The sequence below is a fragment of the Paraburkholderia solitsugae genome, assembly GCF_013177695.1.
In the GTDB taxonomy this organism is placed as follows: domain Bacteria; phylum Pseudomonadota; class Gammaproteobacteria; order Burkholderiales; family Burkholderiaceae; genus Paraburkholderia; species Paraburkholderia solitsugae.
In genome coordinates this window covers 1-21,686 of the sequence record NZ_WOEY01000057.1, presented here as the reverse complement: position 1 = coordinate 21,686, position 21,686 = coordinate 1, and the positions used below count along the sequence as shown (strand labels likewise).

Genomic DNA, 21,686 nt, shown 5'->3' with positions numbered 1-21,686 from the left:
TATGGCGGCCATGTGCGTCTTTCACCCGCGCTCAAACCAAGGCTTCATATTCCGAAACAACTTCTTCGGTCGGCCCGAACGCACGCACTCGCCCGCGCTCCATCCACAGAACCTTGTTGCACACTTTGCGAATCTCCGCGTTCGAATGCATGGCCAATACAACGATTTCTGCGCGACTATGAAGATCTGCCAGGCGCTCTTCGGCTTTGTGCATGAACGACGCATCGCCCACGCCCATCACCTCGTCGAGTAAGAGTATTTCCGCGTCAACTGCGGTCGAAATAGCAAATCCTAACCGCACGCGCATTCCACTAGAATAAGTCCGAAGTGGAAGGTCGAGATAATCACCCAGTTCGCAGAAATCCGCGATCGATTGCTGTTTTTCACGGATCTCAGCATCTGACATACCCAGCAACAGGCCCCGCAAGCGAATGTTCTGCAGACCGGTCGAGTTTTCGTCCATCCCAAGACTGATATCGAGCAGCGGCACGATCTTCCCCTCGCTCTCGATTGTCCCGTAGGTCGGAGTGTAGATACCTGCCATTGTCCTGAGCAGGGTCGACTTACCTGCGCCATTGTGGCCAATCAGGCCAATTCGGTCGCCGGTCTCGAAACGTAGATCCACGTTGTCGAGCGCACGGACGACGACTACACCGTCGTTCCCTTCGGCGATGGCATTGCGCCGACCCATGCGCAAGACCTGTTTCTTAAGTGATCGCGCTTGTACGTCGTATATGGGCAAGTCGAGCGTCGCGCTCTTGAGTTCAATGTACGCCATGATTTGCCTTGTCAGACCCAATACGGAATGCGTTTCAAGAACCGCCCTGTCAGGGCGAGCGCGAAGAGCCAGCCAACTATCGCGAGCCCTACAGCAACGCCCCAAGTAGTTGCACTTGGCATCTCACCGATCAGCGGCGCACGAACGAGTTCGATTAGATGCGCAAGAGGATTGAACTCAACGATGAACGAATACCGGGACAATGAATTCGGACGATAGATAATCGGAGTAATGTAAAACGCAATCTGGATAATTGCCGCGATGATTTGCGGCAAATCTCGAAAGCGTGCGGACAAAAGGCCGGCGACCATCGCCATCCACAGCGCATTGGCCATATAGAGCACCAAAGCAGGGATGAAGAGCGGCAGAGTCGCCCAACTCTTGACACCGAAAACGGCTAGCAGCACGACGACAATCACAAAATTGTGAGCGAGGATGACGAGGTTGCGCCATGCCACCTGCAACATGAAAATAAGTTTCGGCGTCGACACTTGCCGGATGTATTGACCGCTACCAATGTAGGCCATGCTTCCCTCAAGAATGGTCGCCGAAAACGCGCTCCACATGACGAGACTGACGGCCAGATACGGAAGATAGTCGCTCATCTTCATGCCGAACAGCGTGCCGTACACCACGCCAATCGAGCCGATCATCACACCCGTGCTGATTGTGAGCCAGAACGGCCCAACGCGCGAGCGCGCGTAGCGTTGCCTCACCTCCAGCCAACCGAGAAGTGTCCAAAGCCGCCAAGAGGCTATGCTTTGCTTTAAATCATAAAGTGCCAGGTTGTACATTACAGACTTTTAGAATTTGTGCGTTTAAAAAAAGACCATCATCGCGTATCAATGCAGACTGAGTCACGTTCGATCCAACGGACCCATGCGATTAGTCAATCCGTGCCAGATACCCACCGAGGCCATTCGCAAATGGCTTAGACGCGGCTGCAGAAACAATCCATAAATAGCCAGTCGAAACGGAAATTTCACTAGCTCCGTGGATTTCCAAGTCCACGGAATGTAGCTCCGTTTGATTAAGGCGACTGCATTTCGAAAAAGATAATAATGTCGCAGGGGGCTATGACTCGGGTATTGCCGACCGAACACCCGCACCGGTTCGCCACCTAGTTCATGCGCAAGCCGCAACCCAGGCGCGCCAAGCACCGCATATCCTTTAGAACGAGCCCTGACACACCATTCGAGGTCAACGAAATCGATAAATAGCGCGTCATCCATCGGGCCAATGTCGCGCCACACAGCTAGATTGATGCACGAACCCGAACTGATCAGAAAATCAATTTCAAGCAGCTGGGTGCCGACGGGCGCGACCCGCTGCAGCTTCAGATAGCCAAAGCGAACAAACGGAGCCACGCCCCCAAGGCGCGCGTCCTCATAAGCAGGACCAATCAGCGCAATGCGTCCTCGCTGACGCTGTTCCTCTTTGAGCAACTGCGGCAACGCTTCTAACAGTTGGGTCGACGGCTCGCTATCCTGATCGAAAATAAGCGCACTGCTACAGCCTGCTTTCAGTAGCAACTCGACGCCCTGATTGATGCCCGTCGCGATCCCACGGTTGGCCCCGTTGGCAACATAGACGATCCGGTCGTCGAGCCCGAGCTGCTCGGCACTCTGCACCCGCTCGGTATTGTCGACCACCACGCAGCGCCCGAAGTCGGCATAGCGATTGGCCCGACGCACGCACGCAGCATCGGGCCGGTAGAACACGACGACAATTCCATTCGCCGCGTCGCCAGGCGACGAGCCGAGATCACCCATACTCATGGTGTTGGATCACTTTCCAGAAATCGATTGGCAATGACCGCGCCATTCGCGGACGCCGGCTACGCACATCGGTTGGCCATGCATAGACGCAACGCGTCTTGCCAATCCGGCAAGTAGAGCCCAAATGTCTCCGTGAGCTTGCGATGAGACATCTGCGAATTCGCCGGCCGCTTTGCCGGAACGGGATAGTCGCTCGTGCCGATCGGTACGACCTTGGGTCCTTTTCCGTCCATTGCGATATCGAAAATCGCTTGCGCAAATCCGTGCCACGACGTCGCGCCAGCGGCCGTCAGATGATAGACGCCTGAACGTTCGCGCCACCAGTCGATATCATTTGCGCCAAGGCCCTGAGCGACGATGTGAGATGTCGACGTCGCGATGGTGTTCGACCAGGTCGGTGCGCCATTCTGATCGGCAACGACGCGCAATTCGGGTCGCTCGGCTCCGAGCTTCAGCATGGTAAGCAGGAAGTTCTTTCCTCGAGCTCCGTACACCCAGCTAGTGCGCAAGATCAGATGCGCGCAGCCGGATTCGGCGATACCTTGCTCTCCCGCAAGTTTGCTCGCGCCGTAGACGTTTTGGGGATTTGTCCCATCGTCCTCAACGTAGGCTTCGCTTTTGGTTCCGTCGAACACATAGTCCGTCGAATAGTGAACCAGCACTGCCCCGCTACGTTCCGCTTCCTCCGCGAGCACGCGAGGCGCTTCCGCATTGAGACGCATGGCGGTATCTACGTCGGTCTCCGCCCTGTCCACCGCCGTGTACGCGGCCGGGTTGACGATGACGGAAGGTTTGAGCTCGCGCACCGTCGAGCGGATCTGCGAGAGGTCGGCCAGATCGAGCGCCGCGCGATCAAGTGTCACTACCCGGCCGAGACCTTGAAGAGTACGCGCCAACTCGAAGCCAACTTGCCCATTGACTCCGGTGACGAGGATGATCGGTTGCTTGCTCATCGGGAGGCCTCAGACAAACAGCTCGGATTCGCTCAGGCGCTTGCCCGCGGCATCCTTTGCCGCCAGCACCGGCGCGAAGTCAATCGGCCATTCGATACCGATATCCGGATCGTTCCAGACGATACTGCGTTCGTGCGCCGGATACCAGTAGTCGGTTGTCTTGTACAGAAATTGCGCTGACTCCGACAACACGACGAAGCCGTGAGCGAAACCAGGCGGCACCCACAACTGCCGATGGTTCTCGACCGACAGCGTGACGCCCACCCACTTGCCGAAATTCGGCGAACTCTTGCGGATGTCGACAGCCACGTCGAACACTTCACCTTCAACCACGCGCACGAGCTTGCCCTGCGCGTTCTGGATCTGGTAATGCAAGCCGCGCAGCACGCCTTTCGCGGAGCGCGAATGGTTGTCCTGCACGAACTCGACGCCCGGCGCGACCTGCTCGGCAAACTCGAGCGCATTGAAGCTTTCGAAGAAAAATCCCCGTGCGTCGCCAAACACTTTCGGCTCGATGATTTTGACTTCCGGCAGCGCCGTAGCGGTTACTTGGATGGCCATGCAACTTGGTCCGTAAGAATGTGTTGCAGATACTGCCCGTAGGCGTTCTTCGCGAGCGGCTTGGCAAGCGCAAGCAGTTGCTCGCCGTCGATCCATTCCTGCCGGTACGCGATCTCTTCCGGACACGCGACCACCAGGCCCTGGCGCTTTTGCAGCGTCGCTATGAACGTAGCCGCTTCGATCAGCGAATCGTGCGTGCCCGTGTCGAGCCATGCATAGCCACGGCCCATGATCTCGACATTGAGCGCGGCGTTGGCCAGATAACGCGAGTTGACGTCGGTGATTTCGAGCTCGCCACGCGGCGACGGCTTGATGTCCGCCGCGATATCGCAGACCTGCTTGTCGTAGAAGTACAAGCCGGTAACAGCGTAGTTCGAGCGCGGCTTGACCGGCTTCTCTTCAATCGACAGCGCGCGGAACTGCTTGTCGAATTCGACGACGCCGTAACGCTCAGGATCGTGAACGTGATAAGCGAAGACGGTCGCGCCTTCGTCTTTCTCATTTGCGCGCTCCAGCTGCTTGGCGAGATCGTGGCCGTAGAAGATGTTGTCGCCGAGAATCAGCGCCGACGGATCGTTGCCCACAAAATCGCGGCCGATGATGAACGCCTGCGCGAGACCGTCCGGCGAAGGCTGAACCGCATACTGAATGTTCATGCCCCACTGGCTGCCGTCGCCGAGCATCGCCTCGAAACGCGGCGTGTCCTGCGGCGTGGAGATGATCAGGACGTCACGAATACCCGCCACCATCAGCGTGGACAGCGGATAGTAGATCATCGGTTTGTCGTAGACCGGCAGCAACTGCTTGGAGACGACGTGCGTAATCGGATACAGGCGCGTGCCCGATCCACCCGCGAGAATAATGCCTTTGCGCGCCATTGCCGTGCCCTTACGCGCGCTGCGCGTAGTTGGTCTCAACCCAGTTCCGATACTCGCCCGAAGCGACTTCGTCAGACCACGCCTGATTGTCCAGATACCACTGAACCGTCTTGGCGAGGCCTGTTTCGAACGTCTCAGCCGGCTTCCAGCCGAGCTCGCGCTCGAGCTTGCGAGCGTCGATCGCATAACGGCGGTCGTGGCCCGGACGATCCTTCACGTAGGTGATCTGGTCGCGGTACGAGGCACCCGCCTTCGGACGCAATTGATCGAGCAGGTCGCACAGCGTATGCACGACGTCGAGGTTCTTCTTTTCGTTCCAGCCGCCGATGTTGTACGTTTCGCCGGGCGTGCCGCGCGCGAGTACTTCGCGGATCGCGCTGCAATGGTCGCCGACATACAACCAGTCGCGCACGTTCTGACCGTCACCGTAAACCGGCAGCGCCTTGCCGCCGAGTGCGTTGGCGATCATCAGCGGAATCAACTTCTCGGGGAACTGGTACGGGCCGTAGTTGTTCGAGCAGTTCGTGGTGAGCACCGGCAGGCCATACGTGTGATGGTAGGCGCGCACCAGATGGTCGGAACCCGCCTTGGTGGCTGAATAGGGGCTATTCGGCGCGTACGGCGTGGTTTCGGAGAATTGCGGATCGGTAGCGGAAAGCGAACCGAACACTTCGTCGGTCGAGACGTGCAGGAAACGGAACGCGGCCTTGTCGGCCTCGCCGAGCGCATTCCAGTACTGACGGGTGGCTTCGAGCAACGTGAAGGTGCCGACCACATTGGTCTGCACGAAATCAGCCGGGCCGTGAATCGAACGATCCACATGGCTCTCAGCGGCGAAGTGCAGCACGGCACGCGGCTTGCGCTCGGCAAAGAGCGCGTCGAGCGCAGCGCGATCGCAGATATCGGCGCGTACGAAGACGTGCTTGGGGTTGGCCTGTTGCGACTTGAGCGTACCCAGATTGCCGGCGTAAGTCAGCTTGTCTACATTCAGCACTGCTTCGTCCGACGCATCGAGCCAGTCGAGCACGAAATTGGCGCCGATAAAGCCGGCACCGCCCGTTACCAGGATCATGAAATTCCCTTGTAGATGTTGGTGGCAGATCGGAATCGGTTCGCCGACCTGCGTACCCCGCGTTGTGGTGTCCGATTCTTGTCAACGCCTGCCGCCACCCCACGCACCGCGGGCAGGCGCTCAAACGCCAATCTTATGAAGCCACGATTATAAAGCCGCCCGGTGCAAAAACTAGCACCCTAACAACTTGAAACAGCTTGACAAGCTTGGTTTCCACTGGCCATCAAGGGAATGATTTGACGCGGCGCTACAGCACAAGATAACGGCAGATGGCTGCAGATGCCGCCGGTTGCGCGAGTTAAGCCGCCAACATCCAACGCAGCGTATCCATAAACGGAATCGCCTCGACCTTCGGCACCAGCGAGCGCAGCTTGGCCGGCGACCCGGCCAGCATCTTCACGTCGGTTTGTCGGACGAAAGCAGGATTGACGCGGATCTCAAGCTCATGCCCGGTCAGATCGCTGGCCGCCGACAGAATGTCCCGCAGCGTGTAAGGCGTGCCGGTACAGACATTGACCGTTTCAGCAGCGGCTTGCGAGTCAAGCAAAGCCTCATAGGCGCTCGCCACGTAGCGCACGTCCGAGAAATCACGCGCCACGTCGATATTGCCGAGCTCGATAGCCGGTTCGCGACGCGCGAAATGCTCGACGATCTTCGGCACGAGGAAGTTCGACGTCTGCCCGCGGCCGGTGTAGTTAAACGGCCGCACGATCAGGATAGGCAACCGGTCGAACCAGGTCCGCACCATCGTTTCCATGGCCGCCTTGCTAGCGGCATAGTGGTTCACCGGCGTGACCGGAAAGGTTTCGTCGATGGCGTCGCTGGTGACATTGCCGTAAACATTCGCGCTGCTCGCGATCAACAGCTTGCGGGGCGTATGGCCGACAGCCGCACAGGCCTCCAGCAGATTCAGCGTGCCGATCACGTTGACGCGGTAAAAGTCGAGCGGATCGTTATGGCCCACGAAGCTGATCGCCGCCAGATGCACGATGTAGTCGGGCCGCGCGGTTTCGATCACGCGCCGGCATGCGTCAGGCGACGTAATGTCGAGCCTGAGGCGCGTCGGCGTTTCAGGCTCGTTGCGCCCGCCCACCGTTTCGATCACGGTATGGCCGCGGCCGAGCAGGTTGTCGACCAGATAGCGGCCAGTGAAGCCACTCGCCCCGGTGACGAGCGTGCGGATAGGTTGCTGCGCATGAAAAGACGACATGCTTTCTCCGTTCACGAGAGTCATCAGATTTGCTCCGAGAAACCCCGTCCCTCAGGGGCGGGGAGTGAAAGGAGCGCAGCCGCGAGGCTGCTTCTCCAGATTTTCAATCTCACACAAACACATGATATTGTGTGAATAATGGACATTAAGCGAGCATACCGATTCCGGTTCTACCCGACGCCCGGGCAAGAAGCGATTCTTGCCAGGACGTTTGGGTGCGCGCGTTTTGCCTATAACCACATGCTTCGGTTGCGTACCGATGCGTGGTATCAGCGTCAGGAACGAGTCGGATACCACGAAACCTCCGCAGCGCTCACGGCGCTCAAGAAAACACCCGACCACGCATGGCTGAACGAAGTCAGTTCGGTTCCGGTGCAGCAGGCCTTGCGCCACTTGCAAACGGCATTTGCGAACTTCTTCGCCAAGCGCGCGAAGTATCCGAATTTCAGGCGCAAGGACGGCCCGCAGTCTGCCGAGTACACGACGAGCGCTTTCAAGTGGGATGGTGCGTCATTGAAACTCGCGAAGATGGATGCGCCGCTTGCGATTCGATGGTCACGCACTATCCCGAAGGGAGCACAGGTAACGACCGTCACGGTGTCGAAAGACGCATCGGGCAGATACCATGTCTCGATGCTGTGCGATGACGCAGTAAGCGCGAAGCCAGAGGTATCCGGCAAAGTTGGCATCGACTTAGGTCTGACGCACTTCGCCATCCTTTCTACCGGCGAGAAGATCGCGGCCCCTAACACGTTCCGAAAGAACGAGGCCAAGCTCGCCAAGCTGCAACGGCGACTAGCGAAGAAGCAAAAGGGTTCCGCCAATCGCATGAAGGCGAAGCTCAAAGTTGCACGAATGCATGCCAGGACGGCAGATTCCCGAAGGGACTTCCTGCACAAACTTTCGAGCCGGCTGATAAACGAAAACCAAGTGATCGCCATCGAAAGCCTTGCCGTCAGCAACATGCAGAAGAACCGTTGCCTTGCAAAGTCGATCAGCGATGCAAGCTGGTCCGAGTTCACCCGGCAACTAGAGTACAAAGCGCAGTGGTACGGACGCACGTTGGTCGGCATCGACAAGTGGTACCCGTCAAGCAAACGATGCAGCGATTGCGGACATACAGTGGTCAAGATGCCGCTGAATATCCGCGCATGGACCTGCCCGGAATGCGGCAGCATCCATGATCGCGACGTCAACGCTGCGCGCAATGTTCTGGCCGCCGGACTGGCGGCGTCAGCCCATGGAGAAAGCGTAAGTCCCATGTCTGTTTGAGATGAAGTTGGGTTGCCTTCTGTGAAGTGGGAATCCCCTTCCTTTTGGGAGGGGAGCAGTCAACCTGTTGTGGTGCAATATTGCGCGCGCCAGCGGCGGCGCTCCTGACAACGCGCCCGCCAGTCCCGGTTGCTGGCGGCTCCTGACAGCGTATGCCGCGATATCCCTGCCTCAAACGAGCTATTATGTCACGCTAGCATGTTGCACCGCCCAACGCGGCATGCCTTGTTCGTAACCGCGTGTATCGAACTGCACCAACTTCTCGATGACATCCTCCACCGCTTCCACCGCCGCTTCTACTACAGCTTCCACTGTCGTCGCGCAGCCGCACCCGCTACCTCTCGCTTTCGGCGACCTGCAAGGCTGCCGCACGTCGTTCCAGCAGTTGCTGGCTAAGGCCGCGCCGCCCAAAGACACACCGCTGTGGTTCGCGGGCGACCTGATCAACCGCGGGTGCGAATCGCTCGCCACACTGCGCGACATCATTGCGTTGGGAGACCGCGCGGTGCCGGTGCTGGGTAACCACGACCTTCATCTGCTGTCGGTGTCGGCGGGAATTCGCAAATCGAAGAAAGGCGACACGATCGACGACATTCTCGCCGCGCCGGATGCCGCCGATCTGCTCGAATGGGTCCGCCATCGTCCGATCGCGCATTTCGACAACGGCATGTTGATGGTGCATGCAGGCGTATTGCCGCAATGGGATGCCGCCCTGACAATGGAACTCGCCGACGAATTGCAGCGGGCGCTGCGCGCGCCGAACTGGAAGGAAACGCTCGCGGGACTCTACGGCAACGAGCCGAATCGCTGGACGCCCGGCATCAAGGGCATCGACCGGCTGCGCCTGACGTGCAGCGCATTGACGCGCATCCGCTTCTGCAATGCCGAAGGCGCGATGGATTTCAGCACCAGCGGCGGCTTGAATTCCGCGCCGCCGGGCAGCATGCCGTGGTTCGACGTGCCGTCGCGCAAGACTGCGGACATCACGGTGGTGTTCGGCCATTGGGCCGCGCTCGGTTTGACCTTGCGCGACAACCTGATCGGCCTGGATTCCGGCTGCGTATGGGGTGAGAAACTCTCCGCCGTGCGCCTTGCGCAAAATCCTGTGGAACGCACGCTGACCCAGGTCGACTGCGAGACTTGCCGCGTAGCAGGCGGCGGTAACTAAGCTGCGCTGCTAAGCCGACCGGCCGGATTGATCGATTGGCTCGATCAGTGCTGGCGAGGCGTTGGAGGCGTCAGAGGAACTGGGCGATGAAATCGACGCCGCGATCGCAGCGCCGGACCTCGCCATACCGCGTTGCATCTCCCGCAATGCCATCCCAATCACGCCTTCAGCCTCCGCCGCCAGCGTGCGCCGATCCGCGCCCGGCGCGAGCGGTGCGCCGACATACACGTGCGCGGTCAATGGGCCGCCACGCAACAGCATGTTCAGCGAGTCCGCCAGCGTCAGGTCGTCGATATACGCAGGCGCGGTAGATTGCCGGCCGTGCGCATCTTCATACATGATGCAAAGCGGCTGCACCGGCGCCGAGGCCGACACAGCTGCCTGGAACATATTCGCGTGAAACGGCAGCAGCGTCAGACCGTTTGACGTCGTCCCTTCAGGAAACACGCACATCAGTTCACCCGCGCCCAGGCGGTCGGACAGTTCGTGCATGATGCGCTTCGCATCGCTGCGCTTCTCGCGCTGAATGAACACCGTGTCCAGTTGCTGCGCCAGCCAGCCGACCACCGGCCACTGCCGGATCTCGGCCTTCGAAACGAACGGCGTGGGCCGCCACGCATTGATCACGTAGATGTCGATCCACGAGATGTGATTGGCGACCACCAGCACGCCGCGGTCGAGCCGTGCGCTATCGTTATGCACGACGAGCTGCATGCCGCATAAGCGCAGCATTTTCAGCGACCATTCGCGGTTGAGCGTGTGACGCGCTTCGGCACTAGCCTTGGGAAAGCGCGTCGCGACGATCCACATGCCGTGCAGCAGATGCGCGATGAGACGGGCCTTGCGTAACGCGAGCTTCATTGTCTGAGCTTTCCGTAACTGGGCAATGGCGCGGAGATTAGCGCTGTTCGAACGCGACGTGACCGGACACGATGGTCGCCCGCACGCGCGCGGGCAGTTCATAGCCAAGGAACGGCGTGTTGTGCCCCTGGCTCTTCAATACGCGCGGCTCGACGCGCCAATACGCGTTGCGGTCGAACACGCAGAGATCGGCGACGGCGCCCACGGCGATGCGGCCTGCCACCTCAAGCTTCAACACGTCGGCCGGCGCCGTGGTGATGCGGTTCAGCGCCTTTGCCAACGGCACGCCCGCTTCGTCGGCCCATTTGACTGTTAGCGACAGAAACAGCTCGAGGCCCGTCGCGCCCGGCGTGGCTTCGGCGAACGGCAGGAGCTTTTCGTCGTCGTCGACCGGCGTGTGGTCGGAGCAGATCGCGTCGATCGTACCGTCGACGAGACCCGCGCGTATCGCTTCGCGATCGCGCTGCTGGCGCAACGGTGGATCGAGCCGGAACTGCGCGTCGAAGTAGCCGATATCGAGGTCAATCAGATGCACGTGGTTCACGGTGACGTCGCACGACACCGGCAAACCCTCCACCTTGGCCGCGCGCATCAACTCGATGCCCGCCGCCGACGATACATGCGACAGGTGCACCCGTGCTCCCGTCACGCGGACCAGTTCGAAGATCGTATGCAGCGCGATCGTCTCGGCCGACACCGGCACGCCCGACAAGCCCATGCGCGACGCCAGCGCGCCGCTCGCGGCCACGCCGCCCTTGCCCAGATACGCATCGACCGGACGCAGCCACACGGTGTAGCCGTACGTCTTCGCGTACTGCAACGCGCGCATCAATACCTGCGTGTCGACCACCGGCACATCGGCTTGCGAAAAGCCGATACAGCCCGCCTCGGTCAACTCCACCATCTCGGTGAGGACCTGGCCTTTCAGCCCGACGGTCAACGCGCCGAGCGGATACACATGCGCCTGGTTCAGATTGCGCGCGCGGAACTTGAGCATCTCGACGAGGCCTGGCTCATCGAGCGTCGGATCGGTGTCCGGCGGACACACGAGACTCGTCACGCCGCCCGCGAGCGCCGCGGCCATTTCGGATTCGAGCGTCGCCTTGTGTTCGTAGCCCGGCTCGCGCAGGCGCGCGGACAGGTCGACCAGGCCGGGCGCGATCGACAAACCTTTGGCGTCGATCGTCTTTGCTGCCTGGAAATCAGCAGGCGCGTTGCCGATGGCGACGATCTTGCCCGCTTCGATAAAAATGTCCTGCTGCTGTTCGGTGCCCGCTGCCGGATCGATCAGCGTGCCGCCTTGAATATGAACCTTCATTCGCTGCCTTATGTTTGGCCGTGGTTTAGCCGTGATTGCCCGCGACGATCCCCATCACCGCCATGCGCACCGCGATGCCGAACGTGACCTGGTTCAGAATCACCGATTGCGGACCGTCGGCCACTTGCGAATCGATTTCGACGCCGCGATTCATCGGACCCGGGTGCATCACGATCGCATCGGGGCTGGCAAGCGCCAGGCGTTCCGGCGTCAAGCCCCAGCTCTTGAAGTACTCCTGCGCCGACGGCAGCAGCGCACCGCTCATCCGCTCATTTTGCAGACGCAACATGATGATCACGTCGACGTCTTTCAGGCCTTCGTCGAGGTTATGGAATACGCGCACGCCCATCTGCTCGAGACCGCCCGGCAGCAGTGTGCGCGGACCGATCGCGCGCACTTCAGGCACGCCGAGCGTAGTGAGCGCATGAATGTCCGAGCGCGCAACCCGCGAATGCAGAATGTCGCCGACAATCGCCACACGCAGATTTGTGAAATCCTTCTTGTAGTGGCGGATCGTGTACATGTCGAGCAGACCCTGGGTCGGGTGTGCGTGACGGCCGTCGCCGGCATTGATCACGTGCACATGCGGCGCGCAGTGCTGGGCGATCAGGTACGGCGCCCCGCTCGATGCATGGCGCACGACAAACATATCGGCATGCATCGCCGAGAGGTTGTTGATCGTGTCGAGCAGCGACTCACCCTTGCTGGTCGACGAAGCATTGATGTTCAGATTCAGCACGTCCGCCGACAAACGCGTCGCGGCGATTTCGAAGGTGGTGCGGGTGCGCGTCGAGTTCTCGAAGAACAGGTTGAACACCGACTTGCCGCGCAACAGCGGCACCTTCTTCACTTCCCGATCGGTCACGCTGACGAACTGGTCGGCGGTATCGAGAATGTGATTGACGATCGCCTTCGGCAAGCCCTCGATCGACAACAGATGTTTGAGCTCGCCGTTTTTCGTGAGCTGCGGATTGCCCTTCAGGAAGCCATAACGGAAGCGCTCGGTGGCGCTGCTGGCTGAATCCTGGGAGGCCTGGCTGGCGGTGTGCATGATGTACCTGCTTCAAATACGGGCTTCAACGTGTTCGGTGTCGATGCTGACTGCGTGTGACGGTTCAAGCGCCGCGTGCAAAGCCGCAGCGTGTGAACCGTTTTGCTCGATGTGCAAAGCCGCGTTCAATCGACGCGTGCTTCGGTGCGAAAGGTGAAACGCTGATTGCCGTCGGCGGCGCCCGGTTCGCGGGCCAGCACCAGCGTCGCATCGGCAGGCACCTGCACCACGCCGCCGACAAACCGCGCCGCCACCGGTAACTCGCGTCCACCGCGGTCGGCCAGCACGGCCAGTTCGACCGATGCCGGCCGGCCGTAGTCGTACAGCTCGTTCAGCGCGGCGCGAATCGTGCGACCGGTGTATAGCACGTCGTCCACCAGCACGATGCGGCGCTTGTCCACGGAAAACGGCAGCGAGGTCGGGCTCGCCTGCGAGTGCAGGCCTTTCTTCGCATAGTCGTCACGATGCAACGCCACATTCACCACCCCGAAGCTCGGCACGTGCAGGTCGCGCGCAAGACGCTCGACTAGCCACGCGCCACCGCTGTAGATACCGGCCAGCACGGCGCCTTCGGCACCATCGTGCCCGGTGCCGAGCCTGTCACCATAAGCGGCACGAATCTGTTCGAGCAAAGCGCTGTAGAGCGCTTCGGCGTCAATGGAACTCATGGTCGTCGGAAAGTCCGTCTAGATATTGCTGGAGGATGATGCTGGCGGCTTCGGCGTCGAGCATGTCGGCGCGGCCGTTGCCGGCGCGGATTTCCGCCTTCGCCTCGACCGACGAATAGCGCTCGTCGATCCACGTCACCGGCAGATTGAAGCGGCCATTCAGTTGATTACCGAAGCGCTTCGCGAGTTGGGTCATTTCGTGGGGCGTGCCGTCCGGGTGCATCGGCAAGCCGACCACCAGCGCGTCCGGTTTCCATTCGGCGATCAGCTTGCCGACCGCCTCGAAACGATATTCGCGGCTGCGGTTCTGCACGATCACGAGCGGCCGTGCGCTGCGGGTGAGCGAATTGCCTACCGCCACGCCGATCCGCTTTTCACCATAGTCGAACGCAAGCAGCGTCGCCTCACGTCCGGCCGGCAGGCTCATGCGTGCCCCGCCTCGCCCGACAGCATCGACAGCGAAATGCCGAGAAGCGCGAGCGCCGCTTCCAGACGCTCTTCAGCGGGCACGTCGAACACGATTTTCGGGTCGGCTTCGACCGTGAGCCAGCCGTTCTTGGAAATCTCTTCTTCGAGCTGACCCGCGCCCCAGCCGGCATGGCCGAGCGTGAGCAGGAATCGCTCCGGACCGGTGCCGCTCGCGACGGCTTCGAGCACGTCTTTCGAGGTGGTCATTTCGAGCCCACCCGGCACCGACATTGACGACGTATAGGCATTGCCGTCTTTCGGATCGTGCAGCACGAAGCCGCGCTCGGTTTGCACCGGGCCGCCGAAATACACGGGCACATGAAGAAGGGGTTCGATCTCGAGCTTGAGATCGATGCGACTGAAGAGCGCTTCCAGGTCGATATCGGTCGGCCGGTTGATCACGAGGCCGAGCGCACCGCGCTCACTGTGATCGCAAAGGTAGACCACCGTTCCTGAAAACGTGGGATCGGCCATGTTCGGCATGGCGATCAGGAACTGGTTGGTCAGATTGATGCGATCGGTACTCTTGGACATAGTTCGAATTTTAGCAAAGACGATGCAGGATGGCAGGCTTTAAGCGCGGAACCGCGATGTGCGCGATGAAGGGCGCCGCGAGCCATCGACGGCGAATCAAGTTGCACTCTATCACGCACGCAGGCCTTGTCCACGGTGCGGCTCAGCGGTGTTTTATGACACGCATGCCGCGTGCCTCGGGGTTCGAACAGGGCGCCTCGCTGCGGCGGGCCGAGAATGCTTGCCCGCGCACAGGACGTGCGGCTGCATACCGCAGCAGATCAGGCGCCGCCCTGCTCGATCGAACGCGTCAATGTGGCCAGCGCGGCACTGCTTCCTGCCGGCGTGACGCCCGCCGCCACTTTGTGCAGCATCGCGCGCAACGCTTCAGCAGTCTGCTCGAGCGTGCTCGCCGCCGGCGCGCCGACGATGACGTGGGAGCGCACTGCCGGCGTCGATACGCCGGCGTGCGCGCGGCGGCGCCACGCCAGCCCGAGCGCGTCGGCCACCAGCGCCACGTGGCCGAGGCCCAGCGCGCACGCGGCGGCGCCGAGCCGGTAGGCGGCGTCACCCGCCTGCAGCGCTTCGCTCGGGTCAGCCTTCTCGGGCTGATCGGCCGCGCGGGCATGCTCGGTTAGCGCTGAAATCGCGGCATCCGCGGATTGCAGGAAGTCTTCGTAGGCGTGCGCGTTGACGGTCAACACACCCAGCTCACGCGTCAACGTGCTGCGGGTCGCGCTGATCGCCTGCGCCTGCACGGCGCCCGCTTCCCAAAGCATTTCGGATGCCTGGGTGCCCGCGACGTGCCAATCGACCGTCAAACCATAGTCGTGCAGCACTTCAACCTGATCAGCGTCTTCCGCCGCAGCGCCGAACAACGCGTAGTCGCGCCACAGCAGCGCCAACGTTGCGCGGACCAGCGAACGAGGCGCGCGCTCGATCCCCCGCGCGTGATCGGCCAGCGTGAGATTGCAGCGCGCATAGAAGCGGCGCGCGTCGGCTTCTCCGGTGGCGCGGCCGCTCACGCGCAGCGCCTTGGCGCAAGCTTTGGCGAGGCGCCAGAAATCGTACGGGTCCGGGCCGGTGAGTTCGGTAAGGACGGCGTCCAGTTCGTCGAGCGCCGCGTTCGTGAACGCCAGCGCAGCACCGCTGCTATCGGGCTGCGAGCGCAACACCGGCAACAGCGCGCGCTCATAGCGTGCCCGCAAATGGGCCAATTGATCTGCGGATTGGGCATACAGCGACACCGGCGGCACCGGGCGGGCGCAGAGCGCGAGATCTTCGAACGCGACGGTCGAACCGGGCGTGTGCTCCGACAGATGGGTACAGAGCGCGCGATAGTGATTGAACAGTGTGGGCGAGCAGGACAGCTCGCGCAGATTGTGGCGCTCGAGCGCCGCGCGGAAATCGTGCAGCGCCGCGCCGAACACCGGCCGCGCACTGTCCGCGTCAGCCGGATCGCCCTCGGCCAAAGGCGAAAGCCGCACCAGCGCGTCCGCGAAGCGCTGCGCGCTCAGCCAGCCGGCCTCGCGCAATGCGTGCGACGCACGCAGCAGCGCCGAGGTGCTCTCGCTGTGCTGCTCGAACGCCAGCAGCGCCTCGGCCAGCGCCAGCTCCGCGGGACGCACAGCACCGCCGCGCGGATTCGGCAAGGCATCGAAGGAATCGGGTGCAGCGGATCGAAGAGTCATGGGCAGGCGACAGGAAGCTGACGGGCCGTCGCTTAGCGTCGCACGAGAGACTGATCGGCTAACGCGCGAACTGGCGAAAGGACAATGACAGACTACCGCTGCGACACGGCGCAACCGGGGACGTTCCGCGTCGACGCGTTGGGGCAGCGTTCCGAGCGCATGAACCGCGTTCGATCCGGCCGACGCCGTCTGCAAAACGCCGCGCCGCAAGCACTCAGCATGGCACTCAGCGGGACACCGCCGCTTGCCCCTCGGACTTCAGATCTGGACCATCTCGAAGTCTTCCTTGCGCGCTCCGCATTCCGGGCAGGTCCAGTTAATAGGAACGTCCTCCCAGCGGGTGCCCGGCGCAATGCCTTCGTCCGGCAAACCGGCTTCTTCGTCGTAAATCCAGCCGCAAATCAGGCACATCCAGCTTTGATATTCCATTCTTGTGTCGCGTCGTAGAGTCCGTGGAAACGGGAGCCATGATGGTACCGTGTTGCCGCCCCAATGCCTAGCGATCAGAAACGCCCAATCGCAGCGTGCGGCGGCCTTTGGCTAGAGGCTTGCGTCGGTTTGGCTGGCGCTTGCGGCATGGGGCTGCGCCCACTTGCCGCTTACGTGCTACTTACGTGCTGCCCGCTTGCCGCAACACGCCGAAGAATGCGAAAAAACGCCTTCACAACGGTTTAGGCCGCATAATTGAGCCGATTGCGCACCCTCTGCGCCTAAATACAGCTCCTTTTTGTAAATCTTCATGCCCAGCGACACGCCTCCGATCGTCCTCACCTTCGGCCTTTCCGATCCCACCGGTGGCTCCGGCCTGCAAGCCGACCTGATGACCCTTGCCAGCATGGGCTGCCATGGCGTCTCCGTGCTCACGGGCTATACCGTGCGTGACTCGGCCAGCTGCGACGAAGTCACCGGGCTCGACCCTGAAGTGGTCGCGACCCAGGCTCGGATGCTGCTCGAAGACATGCCGATCGCCGCGTTCAAGGTCGGCGCATGCACACGCGCGGAGGTGGTGAGCGCGATTGCGGAAGTGGTCGCCGATTACGACGACATCCCGCTGATCCTCGCCCCCGACTTCACGCTCGACGACGAACACGTGCTCGCCGCCGACGAACTACGCGAAGCGATCGCCGACCTGCTGGCGCCGCAAACCACCTTGCTGGTCGCCGATTCGGCCACGCTGCTCGCCCTCGCCCAGCCGGACGGCGACGCCGAAGCGCCTAGCCTCGACGCGGCGATCTCGCATCTGCTGTCGCAAGGCTGTGAATACATTCTGTCGACGGAAACGGGCACGCACCGGCTCGTCAACACGCTGTTCAGCGAAGACGGCCAGCTGCGCCAGGATATGTGGGACCGCGGCAGCCACCGGATCATGGGCATCACGGATACGCTCGGTTCCGCGATTGCCGCCTTGCTGGCTAATGGCCAGGAGCCGGCGGAAGCGGTACGCGAGGCGCAGGAGTATCTGTACCAGGCGATGCGCAACGCATTCCGGCCAGGAATGGGCGCGTATCTGCCAGATCGCTTCTTCTGGGCCCGCAGCAGCGATGACGACACGCCACCCGCGGCCGGCAAGGACGCGGCGCCGGGCGAGGCACGGCACTAAGCTTCGACCGCATGAGCGGCAAGCGCATAGCAAGCATTACAGCTGTAATAGAACAGCATCCAAAAACCCGCATATCTGCGGGTTTTTTCTTTTCAAACAGTCCTCCACCCTCCACTTCAGTGTAAATACACTTTCGAACTTGTAATAAAACGTTACAACGCGCCGCTTATCGTCAGGTTAAACTTTACGATTCGTAATCCGGTCATGTAAACCTATGTCTTCGCCGATTCCAGTTCCCCTGCCCATGGGGGCTTCGGACGATCCCTGCACCTTCCTGCAACGCGTCCACGGCGAAGTGACTACCCGCGACAGAATGCAAATATTCCGCCACAAGCCGGTTACGATCTGGCTGACCGGGTTATCCGGGGCGGGCAAGTCAACCATCGCTTTCCAACTCGAACAGCGACTCGTATCGCTCGGCCACGCGTGCTATGTCCTCGACGGAGACAATATCCGCCATGGTTTGGCATGCGATCTCGGTTTTGACAAGAAAGACCGACGTGAAAATATTCGCCGGGTGGCGCACGTGGCTCAATTGATGAACGACGCGGGTCTTATCGTCATCACGGCGCTTATCTCACCCATGCGCGAAGACAGAGCGATGGCGCGCGAGATCGTCGGGCCCGGCAATTTCATCGAGACCTACCTGTCAGCCTCCGTCGACGCTTGCGCCCGTCGTGATCCGAAAGGCCTCTATGCCAAAGCCCGAGCTGGCGAGATTGCGTCGTTTACCGGGGTATCCGCACCCTATGAGGCCCCGGCCGACCCTGAGTTGAAAATCGACACCGCAATGCAAACGCCGGCCGAAAGCGTAGGGAAACTATTCACCTACTTGCGCGATAACTGTCTGGCGGATCCCCGCTGCGAAGCGCACACGCAATATTGAGCGCCCAACGGAACGACTTACCGCCTGCCCCAAAACAAAAAACCCGCGTTTCTGCGGGTTTTTTGTTTTGGGAAGCACGCCTCGCGGCGCACTTCCCCATGCCTTTCCAACTGAGCCTCAAACGAGGCCCAATGGAAATTACATGTCCATGCCCATGCCGCCCATGCCGCCGGGCATACCGCCGCCCATCGGAGCATCTTCCTTCGGCAGTTCGCAAACAGCTGCGTCGGTGGTCAACAGCAGGCCAGCGACCGATGCTGCGTTTTGCAGCGCCGTGCGCGTCACCTTCGTCGGGTCCACGACACCTGCGTCAACCAGGTCGACGTACTCGCCGGTTGCAGCGTTGTAGCCGTAGTTGCCCGTGCCAGCAGCAACAGCTGCCACCACGACGCTGGCTTCTTCGCCACCGTTCGTGACGATCTGGCGCAGCGGCTCTTCCATCGCGCGCAGCACGATCTTGATACCTGCGTCCTGATCGGCGTTAGCGCCCTTCAGGCCAGCGATTGCCGTACGTGCACGGATCAGTGCGACGCCGCCACCAGCCACGATGCCTTCTTCCACAGCTGCGCGCGTTGCGTGCAGTGCGTCTTCGACACGTGCCTTCTTTTCCTTCATTTCGACTTCGGTCGCAGCGCCGACCTTGATCACTGCAACACCGCCAGCCAGCTTGGCCACGCGTTCTTGCAGCTTTTCACGGTCGTAGTCCGACGTTGCTTCTTCGATTTGCGTGCGAACTTGCTTCACGCGCGCTTCGATGGTTGCAGCTTCGCCAGCGCCGTCGATGATCGTCGTGTTTTCCTTGCCCACTTCGATACGCTTTGCTTGGCCCAGTTCAGCCAGCGTTGCCTTTTCGAGCGTCAGGCCGGTTTCCTCAGCGATGACTTGACCGCCAGTCAGAACCGCGATGTCTTCCAGCATGGCCTTACGACGATCGCCGAAGCCCGGAGCCTTGACAGCAACCGTCTTCAGGATGCCGCGGATGTTGTTCACAACCAGCGTAGCCAGCGCTTCGCCTTCGACGTCTTCCGCGATGATCAGCAGCGGACGGCCCGCCTTAGCAACTTGTTCCAGAACCGGGAGGAGGTCACGAATGTTCGAAACCTTCTTGTCGTGCAACAGCACGAACGGGTTTTCGAGCACAGCAACTTGCTTGTCCGGGTTGTTGATGAAGTACGGCGACAGGTAGCCGCGGTCGAATTGCATACCTTCGACAACGTCCAGCTCGTCTTGCAACGACTTGCCGTCTTCAACCGTGATGACGCCTTCCTTGCCAACCTTGTCCATCGCTTCAGCGATACGGTCGCCGATCGACGAATCGCTGTTCGCCGAGATCGCGCCGACTTGAGCGATTTCCTTGTTGGTCGTGCACGGCTTGCTGATCTTGCGCAGTTCTTCGATCGCGGCCGTCACAGCCTTGTCGATACCGCGCTTCAGGTCCATCGGGTTCATGCCCGATGCAACGTACTTCATGCCTTCGCGGACGATCGACTGAGCCAGAACCGTTGCGGTCGTGGTGCCGTCACCTGCGTTGTCGCTGGTCTTGGAAGCGACTTCCTTGACCATTTGCGCGCCCATGTTCTGGAGCTTGTCTTTCAGTTCGATCTCTTTCGCGACCGAAACACCATCCTTCGTGACCGTCGGGCCGCCGAAGCTGCGTTCCAGGACAACGTTGCGACCCTTCGGGCCCAGCGTGACCTTCACAGCGTTCGCGAGGATGTTCACGCCTTCAACCATCTTGGCACGGGCGGAATCACCGAATACGACGTCTTTAGCTGCCATCTTCTAACTCCTTGAATTCTTTGGGATATGACCGGGAAAAGTAGCGACCAGCGCTTACTTCTGCACCACGGCCATGATGTCTTCTTCGCGCATCACGAGCAGTTCGTTGCCGTCGACCTTAACGGTCTGGCCTGCGTACTTGCCGAACAGGACGCGGTCACCAACCTTCACGTCGAGTGCGATTTGTGCACCCTTGTCGTCACGCTTGCCCGGGCCAACTGCCAGGATTTCGCCTTGATCCGGCTTTTCCGCTGCGGCTTCGGGGATCACGATGCCCGACGCAGTCTTGGTTTCTTGATCCAGACGTTTGACGATCACGCGATCATGCAAAGGACGAAGGTTCATACATACTCCTCTCTTGATTGAGACTGAAGAACGCTGAGAAAACCCGGCTGGCTGAGCCAGCCGGCGATGTTGTTAGCACTCTCGTGCAGCGAGTGCTAATTATATGGACGGGTGGTGACAAATTCAAGAAGGGATGTGGCTGTCGAGATTCGTGTCGAGATTCGCTCAACTTTGAACTTTGTTCGCTTAAGTCTGAACTCTTAGCCGCGCACGATCGCCACGATGACATAAAATGTCTTTTTAAAACAATGACTTATTGTGCCGCCAGCTGTTTCACAGCGTCGCGCGCGCAGTGCAACTGCACGGCCCTCTGTGACGACGTCTGTTCGCAAGTCCTAGTGACTCACGCCAAATTTAGGGAAAACCCCACCAAGGTCGCAATCGCTGGTCTCCTTCAGGCAGATCGAAGAACACGATCCGGCCCTGCGCGTCCGGTGCGGTGACCCCGAGTTCACGTGCTCAATCAAGTCGTCACCGAGCAATGCGATAGCAGCTGCATAAAGATACTGAGTTGAGGCAGGTTCCAGCCAAAAGCTGAGCAGGGTCGCTCGAGGCTTTTTACGAGTGCTCGACTCAAGCCCTTTTCAAGCCGCTGACAACGCTCCCCGCAGATTCAGTGACGATAATTCCGCCTTTCAGGCGAGTTGCTTTCACCGCTTCACGAGCCTTGTCGTGCACCTCATTGGCCGTGACGTCGCCGTCGTAGCGGTAAGTTTTCACGAAAATCTGATTTGAAAATCTGAGCCGAATCCGTCGAGCAGTTTTTTGACCTCGGCATCGATGGTTTCCTTGGTCCAGGTGACGAAGCGGCGCCAGTGATACTTGGCGTGCTTCCA

The 21,686-nt window shown here is 60.6% G+C and carries 23 protein-coding genes; 4 read left to right on the top strand and 19 right to left on the bottom strand.

What is annotated here, in order from left to right:
* Positions 1–31: 31 nt before the first annotated feature.
* The 8 genes from GNZ12_RS13755 to GNZ12_RS13720 all read right to left on the bottom strand — a co-directional run bounded on the left by GNZ12_RS13755 (position 32) and on the right by GNZ12_RS13720 (position 7,230).
* Positions 32–778 (bottom strand): ABC transporter ATP-binding protein, encoded by a 747-nt coding sequence (locus GNZ12_RS13755; RefSeq protein ID WP_172310842.1) that lies wholly within the window; start codon positions 776–778, stop codon positions 32–34.
* Between the two features lie 11 nt (positions 779–789).
* On the bottom strand, positions 790–1,572 hold the full coding sequence (locus GNZ12_RS13750) for an ABC transporter permease (protein WP_172310841.1): 783 nt from the start codon (positions 1,570–1,572) through the stop codon (positions 790–792).
* A gap of 63 nt (positions 1,573–1,635) precedes the next feature.
* Positions 1,636–2,556: a glycosyltransferase family 2 protein gene (locus GNZ12_RS13745; RefSeq protein WP_172310840.1), complete on the bottom strand. Its 921-nt coding sequence runs from the start codon at positions 2,554–2,556 to the stop codon at positions 1,636–1,638.
* Between the two features lie 59 nt (positions 2,557–2,615).
* Positions 2,616–3,509: a dTDP-4-dehydrorhamnose reductase gene (gene rfbD, locus GNZ12_RS13740; protein WP_172310839.1), complete on the bottom strand. Its 894-nt coding sequence runs from the start codon at positions 3,507–3,509 to the stop codon at positions 2,616–2,618.
* Positions 3,510–3,518: 9 nt separating this feature from the next.
* Positions 3,519–4,070: a dTDP-4-dehydrorhamnose 3,5-epimerase gene (rfbC, locus tag GNZ12_RS13735; RefSeq protein ID WP_172310838.1), complete on the bottom strand. Its 552-nt coding sequence runs from the start codon at positions 4,068–4,070 to the stop codon at positions 3,519–3,521.
* Positions 4,055–4,948: a glucose-1-phosphate thymidylyltransferase RfbA gene (gene rfbA, locus GNZ12_RS13730; RefSeq protein ID WP_172310877.1), complete on the bottom strand. Its 894-nt coding sequence runs from the start codon at positions 4,946–4,948 to the stop codon at positions 4,055–4,057. The genes rfbC and rfbA overlap by 16 nt, the downstream gene beginning before the upstream one ends.
* Before the next feature lie 10 nt (positions 4,949–4,958).
* Positions 4,959–6,020 (bottom strand): dTDP-glucose 4,6-dehydratase, encoded by a 1,062-nt coding sequence (rfbB, locus tag GNZ12_RS13725; protein ID WP_172310837.1) that lies wholly within the window; start codon positions 6,018–6,020, stop codon positions 4,959–4,961.
* Between the two features lie 298 nt (positions 6,021–6,318).
* On the bottom strand, positions 6,319–7,230 hold the full coding sequence (locus tag GNZ12_RS13720) for a GDP-mannose 4,6-dehydratase (RefSeq protein ID WP_172310836.1): 912 nt from the start codon (positions 7,228–7,230) through the stop codon (positions 6,319–6,321).
* 138 nt (positions 7,231–7,368) lie between these two features.
* Between GNZ12_RS13720 and GNZ12_RS13715 the strand changes: the two genes are divergently transcribed.
* Complete coding sequence (locus GNZ12_RS13715) at positions 7,369–8,502, top strand: RNA-guided endonuclease InsQ/TnpB family protein (RefSeq protein ID WP_172310835.1); 1,134 nt, start codon at positions 7,369–7,371, stop codon at positions 8,500–8,502.
* A gap of 265 nt (positions 8,503–8,767) precedes the next feature.
* Positions 8,768–9,670, top strand: coding sequence for a symmetrical bis(5'-nucleosyl)-tetraphosphatase (locus tag GNZ12_RS13710; RefSeq protein ID WP_172310834.1), 903 nt, complete (start codon positions 8,768–8,770; stop codon positions 9,668–9,670).
* Positions 9,671–9,679: 9 nt separating this feature from the next.
* Here the strand turns inward: GNZ12_RS13710 and GNZ12_RS13705 are convergent, their stop codons facing one another.
* The 8 genes from GNZ12_RS13705 to GNZ12_RS13670 form a co-directional block, all read right to left on the bottom strand.
* The gene (locus GNZ12_RS13705; protein ID WP_172310833.1) at positions 9,680–10,531 is read right to left on the bottom strand and encodes a lysophospholipid acyltransferase family protein; all 852 of its coding nucleotides are present in this window, start codon (positions 10,529–10,531) and stop codon (positions 9,680–9,682) included.
* Between the two features lie 37 nt (positions 10,532–10,568).
* Positions 10,569–11,849, bottom strand: coding sequence for a dihydroorotase (locus GNZ12_RS13700; RefSeq protein WP_172310832.1), 1,281 nt, complete (start codon positions 11,847–11,849; stop codon positions 10,569–10,571).
* A gap of 25 nt (positions 11,850–11,874) precedes the next feature.
* A complete protein-coding gene (locus tag GNZ12_RS13695) occupies positions 11,875–12,900 on the bottom strand; it encodes an aspartate carbamoyltransferase catalytic subunit (protein ID WP_172310831.1) in 1,026 nt (341 codons plus the stop codon).
* Positions 12,901–13,025: 125 nt separating this feature from the next.
* The gene (gene pyrR / locus GNZ12_RS13690; RefSeq protein WP_172310830.1) at positions 13,026–13,568 is read right to left on the bottom strand and encodes a bifunctional pyr operon transcriptional regulator/uracil phosphoribosyltransferase PyrR; all 543 of its coding nucleotides are present in this window, start codon (positions 13,566–13,568) and stop codon (positions 13,026–13,028) included.
* Positions 13,555–13,995: a Holliday junction resolvase RuvX gene (ruvX, locus tag GNZ12_RS13685; RefSeq protein ID WP_074285232.1), complete on the bottom strand. Its 441-nt coding sequence runs from the start codon at positions 13,993–13,995 to the stop codon at positions 13,555–13,557. Before ruvX ends, pyrR begins: the two co-directional genes overlap by 14 nt.
* A complete protein-coding gene (locus GNZ12_RS13680; protein WP_042327851.1) occupies positions 13,992–14,570 on the bottom strand; it encodes a YqgE/AlgH family protein in 579 nt (192 codons plus the stop codon). Before GNZ12_RS13680 ends, ruvX begins: the two co-directional genes overlap by 4 nt.
* A 260-nt stretch (positions 14,571–14,830) precedes the next feature.
* Positions 14,831–16,240, bottom strand: a complete 1,410-nt coding sequence (locus tag GNZ12_RS13675; RefSeq protein WP_172310829.1) for a hypothetical protein — start codon at positions 16,238–16,240, stop codon at positions 14,831–14,833.
* A 258-nt stretch (positions 16,241–16,498) separates the two neighbouring features.
* Positions 16,499–16,669 (bottom strand): rubredoxin, encoded by a 171-nt coding sequence (locus tag GNZ12_RS13670; RefSeq protein ID WP_006047743.1) that lies wholly within the window; start codon positions 16,667–16,669, stop codon positions 16,499–16,501.
* A 310-nt stretch (positions 16,670–16,979) separates the two neighbouring features.
* Here GNZ12_RS13670 and GNZ12_RS13665 point away from each other — a divergent pair, with 310 nt between their 5' ends.
* Both GNZ12_RS13665 and cysC read left to right on the top strand, forming a co-directional pair.
* Entirely contained in the window at positions 16,980–17,840 is an 861-nt protein-coding gene (locus GNZ12_RS13665) for a hydroxymethylpyrimidine/phosphomethylpyrimidine kinase (protein ID WP_172310828.1), read from the top strand.
* A gap of 244 nt (positions 17,841–18,084) precedes the next feature.
* Positions 18,085–18,726: an adenylyl-sulfate kinase gene (gene cysC, locus GNZ12_RS13660; protein WP_407947699.1), complete on the top strand. Its 642-nt coding sequence runs from the start codon at positions 18,085–18,087 to the stop codon at positions 18,724–18,726.
* Between the two features lie 138 nt (positions 18,727–18,864).
* Here cysC and groL read toward each other — a convergent pair whose 3' ends face one another.
* From groL to GNZ12_RS13645, 3 genes are all read right to left on the bottom strand, one after another.
* Complete coding sequence (gene groL / locus GNZ12_RS13655; RefSeq protein ID WP_172310826.1) at positions 18,865–20,505, bottom strand: chaperonin GroEL; 1,641 nt, start codon at positions 20,503–20,505, stop codon at positions 18,865–18,867.
* 54 nt (positions 20,506–20,559) lie between these two features.
* Positions 20,560–20,850: a co-chaperone GroES gene (groES, locus tag GNZ12_RS13650; protein ID WP_007178996.1), complete on the bottom strand. Its 291-nt coding sequence runs from the start codon at positions 20,848–20,850 to the stop codon at positions 20,560–20,562.
* A 573-nt stretch (positions 20,851–21,423) separates the two neighbouring features.
* Positions 21,424–21,570 (bottom strand): hypothetical protein, encoded by a 147-nt coding sequence (locus GNZ12_RS13645; RefSeq protein ID WP_172310825.1) that lies wholly within the window; start codon positions 21,568–21,570, stop codon positions 21,424–21,426.
* Between the last annotated feature and the right edge of the window lie 116 nt (positions 21,571–21,686).

Bases quoted from the DNA above. Each gene is read 5' to 3' on its own strand.
- GNZ12_RS13755 (WP_172310842.1), bottom strand. From the start codon at position 778: ATGGCGTACATTGAACTCAAGAGCGCGACGCTCGACTTGCCCATATAC.
- GNZ12_RS13750 (WP_172310841.1), bottom strand. From the start codon at position 1,572: ATGTACAACCTGGCACTTTATGATTTAAAGCAAAGCATAGCCTCTTGG.
- GNZ12_RS13745 (WP_172310840.1), bottom strand. From the start codon at position 2,556: ATGAGTATGGGTGATCTCGGCTCGTCGCCTGGCGACGCGGCGAATGGA.
- rfbD (WP_172310839.1), bottom strand. From the start codon at position 3,509: ATGAGCAAGCAACCGATCATCCTCGTCACCGGAGTCAATGGGCAAGTT.
- rfbC (WP_172310838.1), bottom strand. From the start codon at position 4,070: ATGGCCATCCAAGTAACCGCTACGGCGCTGCCGGAAGTCAAAATCATC.
- rfbA (WP_172310877.1), bottom strand. From the start codon at position 4,948: ATGGCGCGCAAAGGCATTATTCTCGCGGGTGGATCGGGCACGCGCCTG.
- rfbB (WP_172310837.1), bottom strand. From the start codon at position 6,020: ATGATCCTGGTAACGGGCGGTGCCGGCTTTATCGGCGCCAATTTCGTG.
- GNZ12_RS13720 (WP_172310836.1), bottom strand. From the start codon at position 7,230: ATGTCGTCTTTTCATGCGCAGCAACCTATCCGCACGCTCGTCACCGGG.
- GNZ12_RS13715 (WP_172310835.1), top strand. From the start codon at position 7,369: ATGGACATTAAGCGAGCATACCGATTCCGGTTCTACCCGACGCCCGGG.
- GNZ12_RS13710 (WP_172310834.1), top strand. From the start codon at position 8,768: ATGACATCCTCCACCGCTTCCACCGCCGCTTCTACTACAGCTTCCACT.
- GNZ12_RS13705 (WP_172310833.1), bottom strand. From the start codon at position 10,531: ATGAAGCTCGCGTTACGCAAGGCCCGTCTCATCGCGCATCTGCTGCAC.
- GNZ12_RS13700 (WP_172310832.1), bottom strand. From the start codon at position 11,849: ATGAAGGTTCATATTCAAGGCGGCACGCTGATCGATCCGGCAGCGGGC.
- GNZ12_RS13695 (WP_172310831.1), bottom strand. From the start codon at position 12,900: ATGCACACCGCCAGCCAGGCCTCCCAGGATTCAGCCAGCAGCGCCACC.
- pyrR (WP_172310830.1), bottom strand. From the start codon at position 13,568: ATGAGTTCCATTGACGCCGAAGCGCTCTACAGCGCTTTGCTCGAACAG.
- ruvX (WP_074285232.1), bottom strand. From the start codon at position 13,995: ATGAGCCTGCCGGCCGGACGTGAGGCGACGCTGCTTGCGTTCGACTAT.
- GNZ12_RS13680 (WP_042327851.1), bottom strand. From the start codon at position 14,570: ATGTCCAAGAGTACCGATCGCATCAATCTGACCAACCAGTTCCTGATC.
- GNZ12_RS13675 (WP_172310829.1), bottom strand. From the start codon at position 16,240: ATGACTCTTCGATCCGCTGCACCCGATTCCTTCGATGCCTTGCCGAAT.
- GNZ12_RS13670 (WP_006047743.1), bottom strand. From the start codon at position 16,669: ATGGAATATCAAAGCTGGATGTGCCTGATTTGCGGCTGGATTTACGAC.
- GNZ12_RS13665 (WP_172310828.1), top strand. From the start codon at position 16,980: ATGCCCAGCGACACGCCTCCGATCGTCCTCACCTTCGGCCTTTCCGAT.
- cysC (WP_407947699.1), top strand. From the start codon at position 18,085: ATGGGGGCTTCGGACGATCCCTGCACCTTCCTGCAACGCGTCCACGGC.
- groL (WP_172310826.1), bottom strand. From the start codon at position 20,505: ATGGCAGCTAAAGACGTCGTATTCGGTGATTCCGCCCGTGCCAAGATG.
- groES (WP_007178996.1), bottom strand. From the start codon at position 20,850: ATGAACCTTCGTCCTTTGCATGATCGCGTGATCGTCAAACGTCTGGAT.